General features: G+C 55.6%; 16 protein-coding genes. 9 read left to right on the forward strand and 7 right to left on the reverse strand.

Translation table 11 applies throughout. The annotated features are described in order from the left end of the window. Window positions 1-23: 23 nt before the first annotated feature. The 5 genes from A3850_RS06675 to A3850_RS06695 all read left to right on the forward strand — a co-directional run bounded on the left by A3850_RS06675 (window position 24) and on the right by A3850_RS06695 (window position 5,150). The gene (locus A3850_RS06675) at window positions 24-584 is read left to right on the forward strand and encodes a pentapeptide repeat-containing protein (protein ID WP_068215098.1); all 561 of its coding nucleotides are present in this window, start codon (window positions 24-26) and stop codon (window positions 582-584) included. 79 nt (window positions 585-663) lie between these two features. Beyond that, a complete protein-coding gene (locus A3850_RS06680) occupies window positions 664-1,569 on the forward strand; it encodes an NINE protein (RefSeq protein ID WP_068215099.1) in 906 nt (301 codons plus the stop codon). Between the two features lie 79 nt (window positions 1,570-1,648). Further along, complete coding sequence (locus tag A3850_RS06685; RefSeq protein WP_068215100.1) at window positions 1,649-2,308, forward strand: CBS domain-containing protein; 660 nt, start codon at window positions 1,649-1,651, stop codon at window positions 2,306-2,308. Between the two features lie 67 nt (window positions 2,309-2,375). Then, window positions 2,376-3,791 (forward strand): mechanosensitive ion channel family protein, encoded by a 1,416-nt coding sequence (locus A3850_RS19885; RefSeq protein WP_197494002.1) that lies wholly within the window; start codon window positions 2,376-2,378, stop codon window positions 3,789-3,791. Between the two features lie 99 nt (window positions 3,792-3,890). Next, on the forward strand, window positions 3,891-5,150 hold the full coding sequence (locus tag A3850_RS06695; protein WP_068215101.1) for a PP2C family protein-serine/threonine phosphatase: 1,260 nt from the start codon (window positions 3,891-3,893) through the stop codon (window positions 5,148-5,150). A gap of 52 nt (window positions 5,151-5,202) precedes the next feature. On the opposite strand, the gene A3850_RS06700 is transcribed toward A3850_RS06695, so the two are convergent. Further along, window positions 5,203-5,814, reverse strand: coding sequence for a ribonuclease HII (locus tag A3850_RS06700; RefSeq protein ID WP_068215102.1), 612 nt, complete (start codon window positions 5,812-5,814; stop codon window positions 5,203-5,205). Between the two features lie 215 nt (window positions 5,815-6,029). Here A3850_RS06700 and A3850_RS06705 point away from each other — a divergent pair, with 215 nt between their 5' ends. Continuing rightward, a complete protein-coding gene (locus A3850_RS06705; RefSeq protein ID WP_068215103.1) occupies window positions 6,030-6,950 on the forward strand; it encodes a DUF937 domain-containing protein in 921 nt (306 codons plus the stop codon). 145 nt (window positions 6,951-7,095) lie between these two features. Here the strand turns inward: A3850_RS06705 and A3850_RS06710 are convergent, their stop codons facing one another. The 3 genes from A3850_RS06710 to A3850_RS06720 form a co-directional block, all read right to left on the reverse strand. Continuing rightward, window positions 7,096-7,386 (reverse strand): twin-arginine translocase TatA/TatE family subunit, encoded by a 291-nt coding sequence (locus A3850_RS06710; RefSeq protein ID WP_068219492.1) that lies wholly within the window; start codon window positions 7,384-7,386, stop codon window positions 7,096-7,098. A 168-nt stretch (window positions 7,387-7,554) separates the two neighbouring features. Then, complete coding sequence (locus A3850_RS06715) at window positions 7,555-8,502, reverse strand: isopenicillin N synthase family oxygenase (RefSeq protein WP_068215104.1); 948 nt, start codon at window positions 8,500-8,502, stop codon at window positions 7,555-7,557. 140 nt (window positions 8,503-8,642) lie between these two features. Beyond that, a complete protein-coding gene (locus A3850_RS06720; protein WP_068215105.1) occupies window positions 8,643-9,692 on the reverse strand; it encodes a hypothetical protein in 1,050 nt (349 codons plus the stop codon). 120 nt (window positions 9,693-9,812) lie between these two features. Between A3850_RS06720 and A3850_RS06725 the strand changes: the two genes are divergently transcribed. The 3 genes from A3850_RS06725 to gyrB all read left to right on the forward strand — a co-directional run bounded on the left by A3850_RS06725 (window position 9,813) and on the right by gyrB (window position 13,517). Further along, entirely contained in the window at window positions 9,813-10,586 is a 774-nt protein-coding gene (locus A3850_RS06725) for a porin family protein (protein WP_068215106.1), read from the forward strand. Window positions 10,587-10,671: 85 nt separating this feature from the next. Further along, the gene (locus tag A3850_RS06730; RefSeq protein WP_068215107.1) at window positions 10,672-11,265 is read left to right on the forward strand and encodes a Uma2 family endonuclease; all 594 of its coding nucleotides are present in this window, start codon (window positions 10,672-10,674) and stop codon (window positions 11,263-11,265) included. Between the two features lie 287 nt (window positions 11,266-11,552). Next, window positions 11,553-13,517 (forward strand): DNA topoisomerase (ATP-hydrolyzing) subunit B, encoded by a 1,965-nt coding sequence (gene gyrB, locus A3850_RS06735; RefSeq protein WP_068215108.1) that lies wholly within the window; start codon window positions 11,553-11,555, stop codon window positions 13,515-13,517. Between the two features lie 741 nt (window positions 13,518-14,258). Here gyrB and A3850_RS06740 read toward each other — a convergent pair. The 3 genes from A3850_RS06740 to A3850_RS06750 form a co-directional block, all read right to left on the reverse strand. Then, window positions 14,259-15,743, reverse strand: a complete 1,485-nt coding sequence (locus tag A3850_RS06740) for a M48 family metalloprotease (RefSeq protein WP_068215109.1) — start codon at window positions 15,741-15,743, stop codon at window positions 14,259-14,261. A gap of 113 nt (window positions 15,744-15,856) precedes the next feature. Further along, window positions 15,857-17,068: a serine hydrolase gene (locus A3850_RS06745; RefSeq protein ID WP_068215110.1), complete on the reverse strand. Its 1,212-nt coding sequence runs from the start codon at window positions 17,066-17,068 to the stop codon at window positions 15,857-15,859. Window positions 17,069-17,092: 24 nt separating this feature from the next. After that, the gene (locus A3850_RS06750) at window positions 17,093-18,217 is read right to left on the reverse strand and encodes a beta-ketoacyl synthase N-terminal-like domain-containing protein (protein WP_068215111.1); all 1,125 of its coding nucleotides are present in this window, start codon (window positions 18,215-18,217) and stop codon (window positions 17,093-17,095) included. Window positions 18,218-18,229 lie beyond the last annotated feature (12 nt).

The raw sequence follows: 18,229 nt of genomic DNA on the forward strand, positions 1-18,229 counted from the left end.
TCCAGCGCGGCCACAGCAGATCTATGGGTAAGAAATATTTCGCCGACAAGGACTACGCCAAGTTGGAGTCCATCCCTACGGGCCACTACGAAAACTGCCGTTTTGAGAACTGCCGCCTCACCAAGGCTAAGCTGAATGAAAGCTTATTCGAGAATTGCACTTTTGTGGGCTGCGACCTCAGCAATGCGAAGGTGAAGGAAACCGGGTTCCAGTCCGTCAACTTTAAGGATTGCAAGCTTCTGGGTATTCACTTTGAAGATTCCAAAGAATTTGGTTTCAGCGTCAAGTTTCGGGACTGTAACCTGGAACTGGCTACCTTCAACGACCGTAAACTGAAGGGCATCTCCTTTAAACGTTGCAAATTGATGGAAGTAGACTTCCGCGGCTGCAACCTCCAGGAAGCTTCCTTTGCGGATTGCAACCTGGAGCGAGCCACTTTCGAACGCACTGACCTGCGGAAGGCCGATCTGAGAACGGCGCATAACTTTCAAATTTCCCCCGAAGAAAACCGACTCCGGGGCGCCAAATTCAGCCGGGGCAACCTGGATGGCTTACTGGAGGAATACGAGATTGTCGTAGAATAAAGTGGATGGCGGATGGGTCGCCCGGAATACCCCATCCGGCAAACCAATATTGCTACTTAACCGTTAGGATAGGACGACAATGAAAGATAAAAATCTCGCAGCAGTCCTGGCGCTTTTTGGCGGATGGTTTGGCCTCCATCGCTTCTACCTCGGTCAGGTTGGCCTGGCCTTCCTTTACTTTATTCCTATTCTCGGGGCCATCCTCGGATTCATTGATGCCATTGCCTTGCTGACGATGAACCAGGAAACTTTCGACCGGAAGTACAACGAAGAACAATACCGGACCGTAACCGCTCGGGAATACCGACAAACGAGCGCTAAGCCGCAGTACCAGAATTCTACTCAGCAAGCGCCGCGCAACGACCGGGAACGCCGCTACCTGGAAAGGCAACGGGAACGCGAACAACGGGAACGCAACCGCCGCCGGGCATCCGGCAACCGCGGAGGTTACGCAGACCAGGCAGCACCCTCCCGCACCCGCAGCAACCCCGCTCCCAGTCAGGTCATCCCCGGAGCCGCCGAGCGGAAAGCTGGCCTACGCTACTTCAAGGACTACGAATACGACCGGGCGGTCATCGCTTTCAAGCGAGCCGTCGAACTTAACCCTCAGGACGTTGCCTCTCACTTCAACCTGGCGGCTTCCTACTCCTGCGAGGAAGAGGCGGACGAAGCTTTTTACCACCTGGACCGCGCCGTTGCGCTCGGCTTTATGGATTTTGAGCGCATTCGTACTCACGATAGTTTTGCCTTTCTGCGCGTCCAACCGGCCTTCGAACGCTTCGCCGAAAATGGTTACCGCCTCGCTGCGGATATGACCGAGCAGGAGCAACAGTTGGAAAACCCCATCGCCGAAGAAGAGATGGTGCAATTGCCCGAGATCAACGACGATCTCCTGGATCAACTACAACGCCTGGCTACCCTCAAGGATAAAGGGCTACTAACGGAGGTGGAGTTTGCCACCCAGAAAAAGCGGCTACTCGGATAAGTAGGTAGCCTATTGGCTCGCCTTACTTTATTTTTCCTAGTTATCTTTCCAACCACCTTACGCGCTAAAGCCCGTCTCCTTGACTGCTGAATCCCTCATTACCGACATCATTGTTCCCCTCACGCCTTCGGATACCGGAGACGATGCCCTGAACGTGATGAACGATTTCTACCTGCGCCACCTCCCCATCGTGAGTGACGGCAAATTACGGGCCGTCGTCAGCGAAGATGATATTCTGGAGTCTGATGCACTGGAGAGAGTCAGTAATTACCAACTCCCCCACCAGCCTCCCCGAGTTTTCGCTGATGACCACGTCTACGACGTGATGAAGTACTTGGTGGAGTATAAGCTTACCATGGTGCCCGTTACGGACCGGGAGGAAAACTACGTTGGTCTCGTGACCGGCGAAGACTTGCTCAAATTCTTTGCGGAGACCTCCACCTTTCGCGACCCCGGCTCCATCGTAATCCTTGAAATGGGCCGCCACGATTACAGCCTGGCGGAGATTGCCCGCATCGTTGAAAGTGAAGGTTCCATCATCCTGAGTTCCTTCCTACGGACTTTCGATAATACCGAGCGGATTGAGGTCACGGTGAAGATCAACAACCAGAGCATTGCGGCTACCCTCGCCACGTTTGAGCGCTTCAACTACAACGTCAAGGCCAGTTTCAACGAGAAGCAACTGCAGGACACTTTACGCGAACGTTACGATAGCCTGATGAACTACCTGAACGTATAATTCAACTGCGTACCTTACGGGCACGGTGACCGGATAGCGTAACCGCAAAAAAGCCATCGGAGCAGATTTGGAAAAGCTAAAAGAAATTTCGTTCAACCTTGGCGGCTTCCCCGTCAACCTCTACGAAATCGTCCTGATCGTACTGACGGGCCTCGCTCTTTACGTGGTGGGCTTTCTACTCAATCAAAAGTTATTCAGCTGGTACTATGATCGGGAAACTACCTCCGACCAAAACCGGACGCGGACGAAGCGAGTAGTACGCTACGTTCTTCTCAGCCTCTTCATCATTGCCGTACTGCGAACGCTGGAGATTGACTTCACCTTCTTCGACGAGAATATTCAGCGCTCACTGACCGAAGACGGTCCCCCGGTTTCCCTCACTATTCGCATCTCGACGATCGTCAAGATTCTGATTGCCTTCGTGATCGCTAACGTGCTGGATCTATTGTTGGAGGAACTGATCGTTCAGAGCTACTACGCCCGAGCGAGTAGGGAGACCGGCAAACCCTCCAATACTGAGGAAGAAGACGTCGCCAGTAGCATTACCAGCCTCCGACCCTTACTCTACACACTAGCGATCATCTTCATCGCCGTGGATACGGGCATCGCGGAGTACAGTTTCTTCAACTGGAATGACAGCCAGGGTAATCTCGCTGGCAAGATCACCGTCCTGCACGTGCTTCGCGCCATCGCTATTTTCTACGCATTTCGCCTGTTCCTGAAGGTGCTAACGGGGTACTTCTTGCGCAGTTATTACACCCGGACCAAGATTGATGTGGGGAGCCAGTTCGCCATCAACCGGCTCCTTACTTACCTGATCTACCTGATTGGCGTGCTGCTGATTGTCCAAGCCATGGGCTTCGACTTATTAGTGATCTGGACGGGTGCCGCCGCCCTCCTAGTCGGTATTGGTATCGGCTTGCAACAGACCTTTAATGACTTGATCTGTGGCGTGATCATCCTCTTTGAGCGCTCCGTCAAAGTGGGGGACGTGGTTGAGCTTACCGGCCACCAGGTAGGGACCGTCCGCAAGGTCGGTGCCCGGACGAGCGTCCTGGAAACTAGGGACGACATCATCATCTTCGTACCCAACTCTAAGCTGATTGGCGAGAATGTCACCAACTGGAGCCAGGTATCCCGCATCGCCCGTTTCCACGTGCCGGTCGGGGTGGCCTACGGTTCGGATACCAAACTGGTACAAGAGACGCTCCTGAAAGTAGCCAAGGACCATCGCAGCGTACTGAGTTCCCCCGCTCCCTCCGTTCGGTTTCTGCAGTTCGGGGATAGCTCGCTCGATTTTGATCTACTGTTCTATTCCCGGGATTTTTTGCGCATCGAAGACGTAAAATCGGACATTCGCTTCAAGATCGACGAAGCCTTCCGTGCTGGTAAAATCGAGGTGCCCTTCCCGCAGCGGGATCTCTGGATCAAGGGCTTTCCTAAGGCCACAGCTCCAGCCGCTCCGGCTAAAGAAGAGGAGTAGTTGTTGGCGTTTTCGTAGGTAATTTACAGGTGGTATAGATTGGATCCGACCGGTCACGAAGCCCGTGGCTACAAGTAAAATCCTTGCTACCTTCACCCCATGATCAAGGAGTTCGAGCGGACGGAAAAACTGGAGCGGGAGTTGCACTTGCGGCAGCTGCAGGTTCGGCGTTTGCTGCAGATCACTCAGGCGATCAATAATAATGTCTCGGCGGACGACCTTTTCTCCATGTACCACTCGTTCCTGAGACAGGAGCTCAACGTGGACCGCATGGCGCTCTTCGTCCGGAACCCTTCGGCGGATAATGAATGGAATATCGCCACCGGTATCGACCTGGAAGGGATGCCACCGCCTTCCGAAGATATGGGGAAGGTACTCAGTAAATTCACCCGCTCGGGCATCCTGCCGGAGGGGAGCCATCCCTTTTTGGACAACTTCGTCCATATCGTCCCCGTCCTGCACAAGGAGCGGCCCATCGCCTACATCCTGATTGGCAACTTTGGGGGAGATGAGGATATGTACGAGCGGGTGCAGATCATCACGGCCATCACCAACGTGATTGCGGTAGCCATTGAGAATAAGCGACTCTTCCGCCGCCAAATTGAGCAGGAGCGTTTGGAGGCGGACCTTGATCTGGGAGCCAAAGTCCAGCAAATGTTGATCCCGGATTCCTTTCCGGTGCGCGATGAGTATGAGCTTAGCACCATCTACAAACCCAAACTCGGGGTAGGAGGTGATTACCTCGATTATGCGGAATTCGACGACGAAGGAAAACTGATCTTCTGCATCGGTGACTTCACCGGCAAAGGAGTGAGCGCCGCCCTGCTGATGGCCAACTTTCAGGCCAACTTCCACACCCTGATCGAAAAACGGGGCTCCCTGTACGATTTCGTAAAAAACATCAACGCTGCCGTTTACCGGATCACGGAAGGGGAGAAGTTCGTCACCTTCTTCGTGGCGGAGTACGATCGGCAGAAGAATCAGCTTTGCTACGTCAATGCCGGCCACCCCCCGGCCGTCCTGGTAACGGAGAATGGCGTCCAATTACTCGATAAAGGCACCCTCGTCCTCGGGTCTATTGATGAGCTACCCTTTCTGGAAGTCGGTACGGTAGATCTGCCCCGCCAGTCGCTCGTGGTTACCTATACGGATGGCCTGACGGATTTGCAAAACCCCGCTGGAGAGACCTTGGACGAGTCCTTACTCAACGACTTCTGCCGCCGCCAGCACGGTATCTCCGCCCGCCAGTTCAATGACCGCCTCCGTGTTTGGCTCGATGATTTCCGCCAGGGGTCAGAGTACCCGGATGATCTGACCGTTTTGACCTGCCGCATTTTTTATGACGGAGAGGACGAGTAGTTAGTAGCAAGATTGCGTTAACTGCCTTTGGCGTCAATTGCTCCCTTTGATTTTAAACGGGGTCAAACAATGAGTACTGTTTCCCTTCCGCCAGCAACTTAAAACTTCTGCGGTGGTGGATCGTGGCTCCGTGCTCCTCAATGGCCGCCCGGTGGGCCTTGGTAGGATAGCCTGCGTTCGTCTTCCAGCTGAATTGGGGGAAGTCCACGTCTAGTTTTTGCATGTACTCATCACGGTGGGTTTTGGCCAGGATGCCCGCGGCCGCGATGCTTTGGTACTTGCCATCACCCTTGATCACGCAGAGGTGCGGCGTTTTGCCGTAGGGAATGAAAAACTTGCCGTCGATCAGCAAAAAATCGGGTACCTCCGACAGTTGACCGAGGGCGCGGTGCATGGCTCGGTAGCTACTTTGAAAGATGTTGAATTGGTCGATCTCCGCTACCGAATACTGAGCCACCGCCCAGGTCAACGCATCTTTCTCGATCTGTGCCCGCAGTCGGTTTCGGTCCGCCTTCTTGAGCTTTTTGCTGTCGTTTAGGTCCGGATTGCTGTACCCAGCTGGGAAAATTACCGCAGCCGCAAAGACGGGGCCAGCCAGGCAGCCTCGACCTGCTTCATCGCATCCAGCCTCCAGGCGGTCCGCTTCGTGAAAGGGAAGTAACATGATTGCGAAGGTAAAGATGTGATGTCGTAAGCATCACCTTTTCGGATTGTAACAGGAAAACCACGTGGAACTCGCCACTAACAAAAGTTGGTGCAGAAATAGGAATAATAGCCTATCTTATCGCCATTAGCTAACGGAAAACAATTAACACCCGTGCGGGCAGTCTTCCAGTAGCTTTCTCTCAATAAGTCTTTCATCCAAACAAATAGACCTAAATGGATCTCGCACAATTACTCCAATCACAACTCAAAGACCAACTCAGCGGTGGTCTCATGGACGTCCTGGCGCAACAGACAGGCTCCGACAAGACAACTACCACCAAGGCTACCAGCGCTACCATCAGTGCTATGATGGGGGCACTCGCCCGCAATGCCTCTACTCCGCAAGGCGCTCAATCGTTATCCAACGCGCTGGAGCGTGACCACGATGGTAGTATCCTCGATATGCTCGGTGGCCTCATGCAGCAGGGGCGCCAGGCACCCGGCCAGGGAATGCCCACGGGCGGTGGCCTGATGGACATGATCGGCGGCATGATGGGCGGTGGCCAACCCGGTGGTTCTGCCGGCGGCGGACTGCTCGGTAGCGTCCTCGGCGGTATGCTCGGCGGCAGACAAAGCCAACCCCAAAGCGGCGGTGGCGGCCTTGCGGACTTGATCGGCGGCATGATGAGCCAAACCCGTGGCAACGATGGCGGCGGCCTGGGTGACCTTCTCGGTGGCCTGCTCGGCGGTAACCAGGCGGGCACTACGGAGCAGATCCCACCCCAATTCCGTAAGACCCTGAACGGAGGTAAGATCCTCGATCACGTCCTCGGTAGCCAGAAAGAAGATACCGCGCGCGAGATCAGCGAAAAGAGTGGCTTGAGCATGGGCAAAGTGCTTCCCCTCATGGCTACCCTCGCTCCCATCCTCCTCGGGATGCTCGGTAAAGCAAAGAAGCAAACCAATACGGACGCCGGCGGACTGGGCGGCGCGTTGATGGATATGGTCACCAAAAGTCAGGCCAACCCCCGTCAGAATGCCCCCGACCTCGGGCTGGCCGGTACCCTCCTCGACCGAGATGGCGACGGACAGATCATGGATGACATCCTCGGCATGGGCACCAGCATGCTGGGCAAATACATGAGTGGCAGATAATTTCCACAGCTAATGACAAACAGAGAGCCCCGCCGACATCGCGTCAGCGGGGCTTTCCTATTGGTCAGGTGTTGATCCGAAAATGATGGTTTACGACGGAGCATTAAGTTGCCCCGAACCCATTTCACCGCACCTGCGGCAGCGCCTACTTTTCGTCGCGGGTGATGAAAGATTCTTCCCGCTTGCGGAGTAACTCACGCTCGCGGAGTTCTTTCAGTTCGCGGGCATCTTTTTCCCGCTGCTCCTGCTCGGTCATGCCATCTTTGAGTTCTTTCTCAATGGTGCCTTTGGCCGTTTGGAACTCGCGAATACCCTTACCAATACCACGCATTAGTTCAGGAATTTTCTTACCACCGAAGAGCAGCAGGATCACCACGAAGATGAAGATCATTTCCGGGCCAAGCGCCTGGAAAACCAAGAATAGTGAAGCGTTCATAACGTTGATTTTTAGTTCCACCGAAGCGGAAAGGGACTATAATGTAACTGGGCGCTTAGGGTACAAAAATAACGCCCAGTGCCCGGAATGTATTTTTTAAGCGTCTTTTCGGCGTCAAGTTTGCAAAGTGTCGCCTCCGGAAACGCCGGCTGCCCCCGTAGCGAGATGTTACTTCTTCAGTCCGATCTCCCGCAGGCGTTGGTCCAGGTATCCACCAGCCGTGATGGGCTCGTAGTGCTGAGGGTTGTCCGCCGTCACCGTACTTTCTAACACATTTAGCGACATTTCCGGCCGGGGGTGCAGGAAGAAGGGGATACTGAGCCGTGGTTTGTGCCACTCCGAACGGGGAGGATTCACCACACGGTGGGTGGTGGACTTCAAGTAGTTATTCGTCAGGCGTTGCAGCATGTCCCCCACGTTGATGACGATCTCATCGTTTTCGGGTACGACCTCCTGCCACTCGCCGGCGGCGTTGAGGAGCTGCAGACCACCGGCGCTGGCACCTACTAACAGCGTGATGAGGTTGATGTCCTCGTGCTGCTCGGCGCGGATAGCACTAGCCGGCTCGTTAGTGATCGGGGGGTAATGAATGGCGCGGAGAATGGAGACGCCGTCTTTCGTGTAAGTCGAAAAGTAATCCGCCGGCAGGTTGAGGTGGTGGGCGATGGCTTCGAGGAGGATGTTACCCTTCTCTTCAAACTGGCGGTACAGCTCGCGGCCCAGCGTCATGAACTCGGGCACTTCGGCCACGTCCGGGTTCCGGTCCTCGGCCGCCATGTTAGCGGTCTCCTGTCCGATCTGGAAAAATTCTTTGAGGTCAGCCACTTTACTCTGCTTGGCCTTTTCCTTGCCAAAGGAGGTGTAACCCCGCTGCCCGGCAGCACCGGCGATCTCGTACTTCCGCTTGGCGTCCGTTTCCATGGCGAAGAACTTCTTGGCCGCGACGTAGAAGTTATCGATCAGTTCTTTCGGGATGCCGTGGCCCGTCACGCCCACGAAACCGATGCCGTGAAAGGCGTTGGCCAGTTGATCAATAAATCCTTGGCGGACGGCGTCACTGCCGTGCTCGTAATCGGCGAGATTGACCAGGGGGATGGCGCGGGAAGTAGTCAGCATGAGCGGTTGGGTATTTAGTTACGGTACTTAGAATTGAAAGTACTAACAATTTAACTCTTAAGCTTCGGCAAGGTTTGCGGAAGCAGCGCAGGGCCGGCTTTCGTGAACAAATAGGTCTTTTCGTGGAACGGAACATCTACCTACCGCGGCTTATACCGCGCCCCCGCCAGAATCTTTTGCCCATCCTCAATTGCGATCAACTGCTCCATCGTGGTCTGGGGGTTGGCCTCAACGTAAGCCTGGATGATCCGCTTGCCCAGGTAGTTCACGGCGCGGCCGGGGCTGTCGGTCGGCATCCCCTGGGTGTACGGGGCGGGCTGAGTGAGTTTGCGGATCAGGATCTGGTCCGTACTGTATAACTGGTCCTCCTTTTGCAGATTGGCGTAGATGGCGATCTCGTTGTTGCGCAGCCACTCCAGTTGCTCTTCGGTGACCTCCTGGGTCTGAGTTTCTTCGGCGTAGGGGAGCACGCGTTCTAGCAAGTACAGTTTTTTTCCCTCGTAGATCAGGTAGTCGATGAGCCGGCCGGCCCGGGGGCGTAGGATGCGGTCGTCGATCACCACCTGCATCAATTTTTGGGTCAGGTACTCCGGGCGGTAGGTACGGCGCAGGTATTCGGAAAAGATGGATTCCTGGGCGCTGACCTGGGTGTAGTCAAATTCCGGGCCAAGGTAGAATTCCAGGCCGGCGGCCAGGTCGTTCTCCCCGTACATCAGGGCGGCGTAGCCAAATTCGGAGACGAAGGTCGTCAGCGTATCCGGTACTTCCGCGGTCGGTAAATAGTGGCGGTAGTAGCGCAGAGCCTGCTCCAGATCTGCTACCTGCCGGTCCATTTCGGCATCGTCAAACTTTTCCGAAACGAGGGAGTCCAGCACCCGCAGCGGTCGGTAGCGAAGCATGGCGGCCATCACCTCTATTTGTTCCTCAGCATCGAAATCGGCGCGGCGGACGGGCATGATGTTGCGCAGGTAGAGATCCGCAAAGTTGCCGTATTCCGCATCGAGCCGGTTCAATTCGGTGGCAATTTGGTTCGTATCGACGTCAAAAACTGCCTCGTCGAAACGAATCAGCGTTACGTCCACGTTAATCTCACTCACGTCCGGAACCGGGGCGCTGTCGCGGGTGCAGGCGGAAAGGAGCAAGCAAAAAAGACCGGCTACAACCGGAGTAACAACCTTAATTTTGATCATCAGCTATTTCGAAAAGGGGGGAAGACAATTGGGGTGGGCCATTGCGAACACCCCACCCTCATTACAGGTTTTGTACCGAATTGGGTGAAGATCTCTCACCACCATTAACCAACGAATTCTATGCAATCAAATTACCTATCCCTCAAGACCTTGCTGGCAGCTTGCCTCTTTCTTTTCACTACGGCCACCGCTACGGCGCAGTTGCAGGGTGATATCAAGTTCGGCTTCCAGGCCAGCCCTACCTTTAGTTGGATGAGTTCTGACAATAACCTCATCAACAGCGACGGCACTAATCTGGGCCTGAAACTGGGCATCATCGGTGAATACTACTTCACTGACCAGTACAGCTTCCACACCGGGCTGGGTTTTCACTTTAACGCTGGCGGTACGCTGCGCTACGACGATGAGTTCACCCGAGTGGATATCTGGCGCGAAGCGCTTGACGAAGTCCTCCCCGTCGGTGGCGTCCGTGATTTTGACGGTGGTAACTCCTACAAATACAGTCTGCAGTACCTCGAAGTACCCGTTGGCCTGACGCTGCGGACTCGTGAGTTCGGATACATCCGCTACTTCGTCCGGCCTTCCTTACACCTGGGTGTGCTGACGCAATCCCGTGGTGAGATCTCCGGCTACACCGGTCTGGGCGAAGACGAACGCTTCAACATCTCCACGGAAGTCAATTCCGTCAATCTGGGCTGGAGCATCGGTGGTGGCATTGAATACTCTATCTCCACGAGTACGGCCATTGTGGCAGGTATTTCCTACCAGTCCGGCTTTGCGGATATCACCACGGATAAAGACACCGAAATCACCCGCCCCGGCCGCGACGCCCGGGAGGACGACAGCCGCGGTAAGACCAACGCGCTGGTGATTACGCTGGGGGTGATGTTCTAAGCGAATCGCTCCTCAAATCTGAATAGCCCCGGATGCTTCATTAGCGTTCGGGGCTATCTAGTTTATTGCCCCTATATTCATTTGTATGTTTAAATGGCTACAGAAGTCCGGACTGGCGATGGAGACAATGTCCTGGTCTTTAGAGCGCTACCACAAGGCAATCGCTTCGGGCGTATTAGTGGAGCACGATAAAGTTGAACTGATTTTCGGTAAACTAATTACGGCACCTCCTAAAGAGGTTGAACATGCTGGCACCATCGAAGTGCTTCAGGAATTTTTTAGAGAGCTACTTGGAAGGGAATATCGATACCGCTCCGAAAGTCCACTTCCATTACCACCTGACTCAGAGCCAGAACCAGACTTTTTGATTGCCAAAAGGACTCCGAAAGGGATGAAGTCCCGCCATCCGCTAGTGACGGAAACTCACCTGGTCATTGAAGTTGCCTTTAGTACCCTTGAGTTCGACCGGACCGTGAAAGGTCCACTGTATGCTTCCGCTGGCGTTGCTGAATATTGGATCATCAATTTGCGCGGCCGCAAAATAGAGGTGTACCAATCTCCTAGTACGGATGATGGTACATGGAAAAACAGTCAGATCGTTGATGCGGGCGATACTTTTGAGAGTCCATTTGCCGGCAGCATCCAAGTCAATGATCTGCTGCCAATCATTGGTGAGTAATGCTCACACAATTTCTAGCCCCCTACCTATTCCCCCGCACCTGCGGCAGCGACACGCAGTGAGTCCCGCACTTTGTCGGGGCGCCCAGATTCTTGAAGTAGCGGCAACAGGGCAGCGAATAGGACGTCGAAAGCAGATAGTTTTTACGGGTGATGAAGTCAGCCAGGAAGACCATTTCAGGCAGCCTCGGCAACCTAATATTAGCGGGCCGACCAAAGGCCAAACAAGCCCTTTAGAACGGCCGTTTTTAATAGGTTTTGTGGCATGATTTTTGTACTTTTGTTGCTATGGCAGAACAGAAAAAAGAGGCGCCCAAGGCAAACTACGGCGCGGATAATATTACCGCCCTCGAAGGCCTCGAAGCGGTAAGAAAACGGCCCGGGATGTACATCGGCGGGACGGACACCAAAGGCCTCCACCACCTCGTCTGGGAGGTAGTCGATAACTCCATTGACGAACACGTGGCCGGCTACTGTAGCCGCATCGACGTGGAGATCCTCGAAGACAATTCCATCGCCGTTACGGACGACGGGCGGGGTATCCCCGTAGGCATGCACAAGAAGCTGCAGAAGTCCGCACTGGAAGTCGTCATGACCGTCCTCCACGCCGGTGGTAAGTTTGATAAGGACACCTACAAAGTATCCGGTGGCCTTCACGGCGTCGGGGTAAGTTGTGTGAACGCGCTGAGTAGCTTCCTGGAAGCGAAGGTGCGCCGCGACGGTAAAATCCACCGCCAGACCTACAGCGAGGGTAAACCCCAAACGCCGGTTGAAGTCGTCGGTGAATCCGACAGCACCGGTACGACGATCACCTACAAGCCGGATGGCACCATTTTCGAGACCCTGGTCTACAAGTTCGAGACGCTCGCCAACCGGATGCAGGAATTGGCCTTCCTGAACAGTGGCCTCCACCTCAGCCTGACGGACCACCGCGTCAAAAACGACGACGGCAGCTTCCTGAAAAAGGAATTCTACAGCGAAGGCGGCCTCGCCGAAATGGTGAAGTACCTCGACGACGGCAAGCCCGACCTGATCGAGCAACCCATCTACGTGAAGTCGAAAGAAGACAACGTGGAGGTAGAAGTAGCGATGCAGTACAACACCACCTACCAGGAGAACGTGTACAGCTTCGTCAACAATATCAAAACCCGGGAGGGTGGTACCCACGTGAATGGTTTCCGCCGCGCCGTGAACCGCCTCTTCACGAAATACGGCGACGAGAACGGACTCTTCAAAAAGCTGAAGTTCAAGATCAGCGGCGAAGACTTCCGCGAAGGCCTCACCGCCGTCGTTTCCGTTAAGGTCCCCGAACCCCAGTTCAAGGGCCAGACTAAGGGCGAATTGGGCAACAGCGAAGTAACCGGTATCGTCAGCCGTGCCGTCGGTACGTCCGTCGGCCACTGGCTGGAGGAAAACCCCGTCCAGGCCAAACGAATCATCGATAAGGTGATCATCGCCGCTACGGCCCGCCACGCCGCCCGCAAGGCGCGGGAAATGGTGCAGCGCAAGAACGTCCTCACCGGCACCGGCCTCCCCGGTAAGCTGGCGGATTGCTCCAATAAGGACCCCGAAGGCTCCGAGATTTTCCTCGTCGAGGGAGATTCGGCCGGCGGAACGGCCAAGATGGGCCGTAACCGGAAATTCCAGGCCATCCTCCCACTACGGGGTAAGATCCTCAACGTAGAGAAGGCAATGGAGCACAAGATCTACGAGAATGAGGAGATCAAGAATATGTTTACCGCCCTCGGTGTCCGTATCGAGGAGAACGAATATGGGGAACGTGTTCTGAACCTCGAGAAACTGCGCTACCATAAGATCGTCATCATGTGTGACGCCGATATTGACGGTAGCCACATCGTAACCTTGATCCTGACCTTCTTCTTCCGCTACATGCATAAACTCGTGGAGGAAGGCTACGTCTACATCGCCCAGCCACCGCTCTACCAGGTACGCCGTGGTAACCAGTTCCAGTACTGCTGGAATGAGGACGAGCGCCGCGAAGCCATCGCCCACTACCAAAAGGGAGATGAGACCAAGAAGGTCAAAGTCCAGCGCTACAAAGGTCTCGGTGAAATGAACGCTACCCAACTCTGGGAAACGACCATGGATCCTGATACCCGCATGCTGCAGCAAGTACAGATCGAAGAGTCCTCTGAAGCCGATCGCGTCTTCTCCATGTTGATGGGGGATGAGGTGCCGCCACGCCGCGCCTTCATCGAGGCGAACGCGAAATACGCGAAGGTGGATGTGTAAACAGATCAGACTACCCGTCCCGTAGGGCCGGCCTGAGTAGCGATGGCACACCGTCAGGTGGCCCATTCTACAAGCGAGAGGCCCATCTCTGCAAACGAAAGTTTGGAATCAGGCAACAGAATTATTTCGCAGGAGTAGGGGAGGTTGGGGAGAAGGAGAGGCCTGCGGCGCTGTGTCACGCACGTATTGCAAAGTTGGAGTACACTGTATAGCCTTGGGTTGAATTGGAATGATCTCGCTCCGAGATTTTGTTAACTCAATCAACTCCCTACCCGCCCCGTAGGGCCGGCCTGAGTAGCGGTGGCACACCGTAAGGTGGCCCACTCTACAAGCGAGAGGCCCATCTCTGCAAACGAAAGTTTGGAATCAGGCGACAGAATTATTTCGCAGGAGTAGGGGAGGTTGGGGAGAAGGAGAGGCCTGCGGCGCTGTGTCACGCACGTATTACAAAGAAGGAGTACACTGTATAGCCTTGGGTTGAATTGGAATGATCTCGCTTCGAGATTTTGTTAACTCAATCAACTCCCTACCCGTCCCGAAGGGCCGGCCTGTGTAGCGGTGGCACACCGTTAGTTGGCCCACTCTACATTACCGTGGCCCACCCTATATCGCGGTGGCTAACCCCATCTCGCGGTGGTCCACTCAGCGAGGTTTGCCGAAGGCGAACCATAACCACCATTAAAAAAGAGGGTAGCCACAACCGTGACTACCCTCTTTTCAATTTCCGAAGTAAGTGGACGCCTACTTAATCGTCCCCCCAGAAATCGCCTTATACAACATCCCAGTAGGCAAAGTCTCGTTCAACTCCATCCCGTTCAGGATCGAGAACTCATTCAACCTATCCTGGGGAATTCCCTGGCTGAGCAGCGCCTGCTGCAGTGTCTGGCTACGATTATTAGTCACGATCCGAATGCGTTCCGGAGAACGGTTCAGCTTACTGGGGTCGGTCAGTTCAGCAAAGCTGCCGATGGTGTATTCGATGTCACGCTGGTAGCGGCGAAAGTCAGTCTCCGCAGCCATGCCTACGATCATGTAGATGTTGCCGCCGTACTCGATGAAGGAAGCCTCCAACGCGATGGCGGGGGTGGCCTGTTGACCCGCTTGCTGTTGCTGCTGAGCAACCCCGATGACGGTATAGGCGCGTAAGCCATTGATCGAGTTGCCACTCTGTTGGGCTACCTGAATGTTGTTGCCCTGTACGAATTCCCGCGCAGCAGCCTCGGCGCTTTCGCCCTGGCCGAGGGTCATCCGGATAACGGACTTCTGGTCGGGCGCTACGATCTGTACCTGGGTGGGGGCATTGAGCAGTTGCCACTGGCCGGGCACTTTGAACTGGAAACGCAGTTGGGGGTGGTAGAAAGAACCCGCTTCCACGTATCCAGCGTTGGGGTCTTCTCCGTAAAGCAATCCGTCGATACGGCGGAGGTAGCTATCGCGGCCGACTTCAAACTGCCGCGAAGGCTGGGCGGCTTGGGCCTCGTTGGCGAGCTGCCTTACGGTTTGCTCACGGTCAAGTGGGTCGGGGTGGGTACTGGTGAAGGTGGGGGCACGGTTTTCGGCGCCGCCACTCAGGCGATCAAGGGTAGAGAAGAACCCGGCCATCTCGGCGGCATCGTAGCCAATGGCGGTACTGTACTTGACGCCCAGTCGGTCGGACTGGCTTTCCGCATCCCGGCCAAACTTCAGGAAGAGGAGTTGCATACCCTGCATCAGGCTTTGGCCCTGAGCGGCAATCTCCGGGCTGAGTACCATGCCGCCGATCAGACCGATCTGCGCCAGGGTTTGTTTGCTCTGCTGCTGCACCGTGTGCCGCGCCGTCACGTGGCCAATCTCGTGGCCAAGGACGCCAGCGAATTGTGCCTCATTGTTGAAGTGGGCCATGATGCCCCGGGTGAAGTAGACAAATCCGCCGGGTACGGCGAAGGCATTCACGACGGGGTTATCCACCAGGCGGAAGGTCCAGGGCAGGTTGGGGCGCTCTGATTGGGCGGCCATCTTGTTGCCCTCGCTAGTTAGGAAGTTCTGTAAGTCCGCATCTTCGTAAATGCCCATTTCGGCGACGACCTGGGGGTCGTAGCTCTGGCCCATTTGGATTTCCTTTTGCTCGGAGATCAGGCTGAACTGTTTCTTACCCGTCACCGGGTTGGTCGCACATTGCTGGAAGGTCAGGAACGTAGCTGCTAGTGTAAATAGCAGGAGGAACTGATGGAGAGAATAACGTTGCATGCTGGTTTATTTTTCTGTTCTATACAAGTCGAATGCTCGGCCCGATGTTTGCGTAGAACGCAATCATCCAACCGGGAGCCATTACGAAAGCCTTAAATCTAGTGTTTTAGCGGCTAATCCCTGCGGCTACGCTCGTAGTCCAGCACCGCTCGCCCTAGTGCTCCAAAGAAGGGAAGGCCCTTCTGGCCGTACTCGTAGACGCCGTCATTAAAGATCCCGTTGTCGTTCACGAGGATGGTTCCCGCGAGGATGAATTCCGTACCGGTCGCCTCGTCTATGATGTAGGCCACGTCCGTCAGGGTGCCGTAAGCCCAGCCTACTTTGTTCAGGATGCGTAAGTTATCGGGAATGCTCACGGTGTCCGGTTGGTCTCCGTAGATCCAGAATTTCACGTAGTTATCCGGTTTGTCGTACCGGGGCGAAGCACTCTCGCGGGGGCGTTGGCGCATCGCCGGTCGGAGGGTAGCGTAATCCTCCTCGGTGAGGTTGAATCGTTCGTTTAGCGGAAAGGCTTCCGGTACCGTCACCCGGGCCAGGATGCCGTGGAGTGCTTCCAGCGAGAGGTAATTCTTGTGGCTAAAGTCGAAAGGCTGCTCAACGAGTTCACCGTCATTCATTGTGTAGCCTTTCCCCTTTTGCTGGCCCCGCAGATACGGGAGCGGCCGGTAAAAGTCATCGTGGCGTTCGCCAATTTGGTAAGGGACGTCAAACCCATTCACAAATTTCACCGGGTTAAGCCAAGCGTGGGATTCCACATCGAATCCCCCAATACCCACCCGGTGCAGGAGGCGGGTATCAGGTATTCCCACATTTTCAAGAGTACGGTTGATGTACGTCGGCCCTAGCCATTCAAAGAGGCGGTTGTAGGCGTCGTTATCGCTCACCAGCAGGATTTTCCGCAGGTAATGTTCAATGCTGGGTTGGCCGGTAACACTGCTGGTATCCGCAAATACGGACGTCTGGGGCGCTGCCGCGGGTGCCGTGCCGGTACCGTGATACATGGGCGTCCTGGAGCTAAGCCCGGTAACGCCCAGTTCGTTGATCCGCTGCAACGCAAGAATGGCTACGGGAAGTTTGACGGTGCTGGCGGGGTAAAAGTAATTGGTGGAATCACTCCCCCACCGGTGCGTCGTCAGTTTCACCCTGCCGTCTGGTGAGCGATCAATCTGGGTGTAGAGGACCTGTACTTCGTAGCGATCGGGGTCTTGGGCCCATTCCCCGAACTCCTTTTGGTTGGCCTCAATGATCTCTTCAAGGACGTTCTGTGCCCGGATTTCTCCCCACGGCAAGACGGTACAAAAGAGCAAGAAGGATAGGGCACGCATGGCCCGAAGATATTGGGTTTCCCCTTATTCCCCTTGCTCTACCCGGAGGCTGACAACGTTCCCCCCAAATCCGGTCGCGTTGATGAGTGCCGATCTTACGTTGGTAGGTAGCGTTCCCGTCCCCACCTTGGCACCTGCGGCAGCGCCCAGATAGGAAAGAGCTAAGTCCAAACCCAACGGCCCTGAAGCGCCGAAGGTATGGCCGGTCGCCCACTTGCCGGAAAAAGTACGGTCGAGAGCCGCCTCCCCCAAAACCTGGTTGATGGCCTCCCGCTCCGCCGCGTCCCCCCGCTTGGTGCCCGGGGCGTGGGCCACGATGAGATCGGGGACTTTAAAGCCAGACCCAAGAGCAGCCCGCATGGCCAGCTGGAGGCCAGTGCCCCCTCCGGAAATGCTCGTAGCACTCGTGGTTTTTTCCCGGCTGAAACCGAGCCCGGTAATGATCGGATGATGTGCTTCCCCCACGCGGGAGAGGGCAAAAAACGCCGCCCCCTCACCGATCACCATCCCGGAGTGTGGCTGGGCAAGCGGCCGGCAGGCGTGCTGCCCCCGTTCCGGAATACCGGCATAGATCCTCAGCGCCTGCATTTGGGCCAATGTGAAACCCGTCAATGGTGCCTCGGCTCCACCCACAAGTACTCGATCGACCATTCCCGAGTTGAGTAAAGCGACCCCGTGCAGCAAACCGTGGAACCCGGAAGAGCAAGTGACGCTCAAACTGGAGGCCAGGCTGTGGGTGCCGAAGTAACCCGCCAGCGCAAAGCCAATGCCCCCCAAAGTCGTCTGTGGCGACGTCCGCGCGCGGGCGGTGCCTTGCTCCTGAAAAAAATCGTACTCCCGCTCCCAGGAGGTTGTTGGGCCACGGGAACAACCGACGATGATTGCGAAGTCTTCACCCCGCCAGCCGGCTTGAGCGACAGTGTCCTCAGCGGCTACCAATGCGAGCTGGGTAGCCCGGTCCGGCCGCGTGCGTTCGATGAATTCAGTGAGTTTTGCGGGAGTGATTGGCCGATCTTCATTGCGGTAAACGGGGAGCCCGGTGGCCTCATCCTTGCTCCAGGTAGGTGCCCCGGAACGGTAGACCGCCGCCGCAGCCGCGCGGTTACCCGCCGCGGAAATACTCCCCGAACCATTGATGTGTATCCGCATGGCGGTTTCCGT

It is taken from the genome of Lewinella sp. 4G2 (assembly GCF_001625015.1).
Classification (GTDB): domain Bacteria; phylum Bacteroidota; class Bacteroidia; order Chitinophagales; family Saprospiraceae; genus Neolewinella.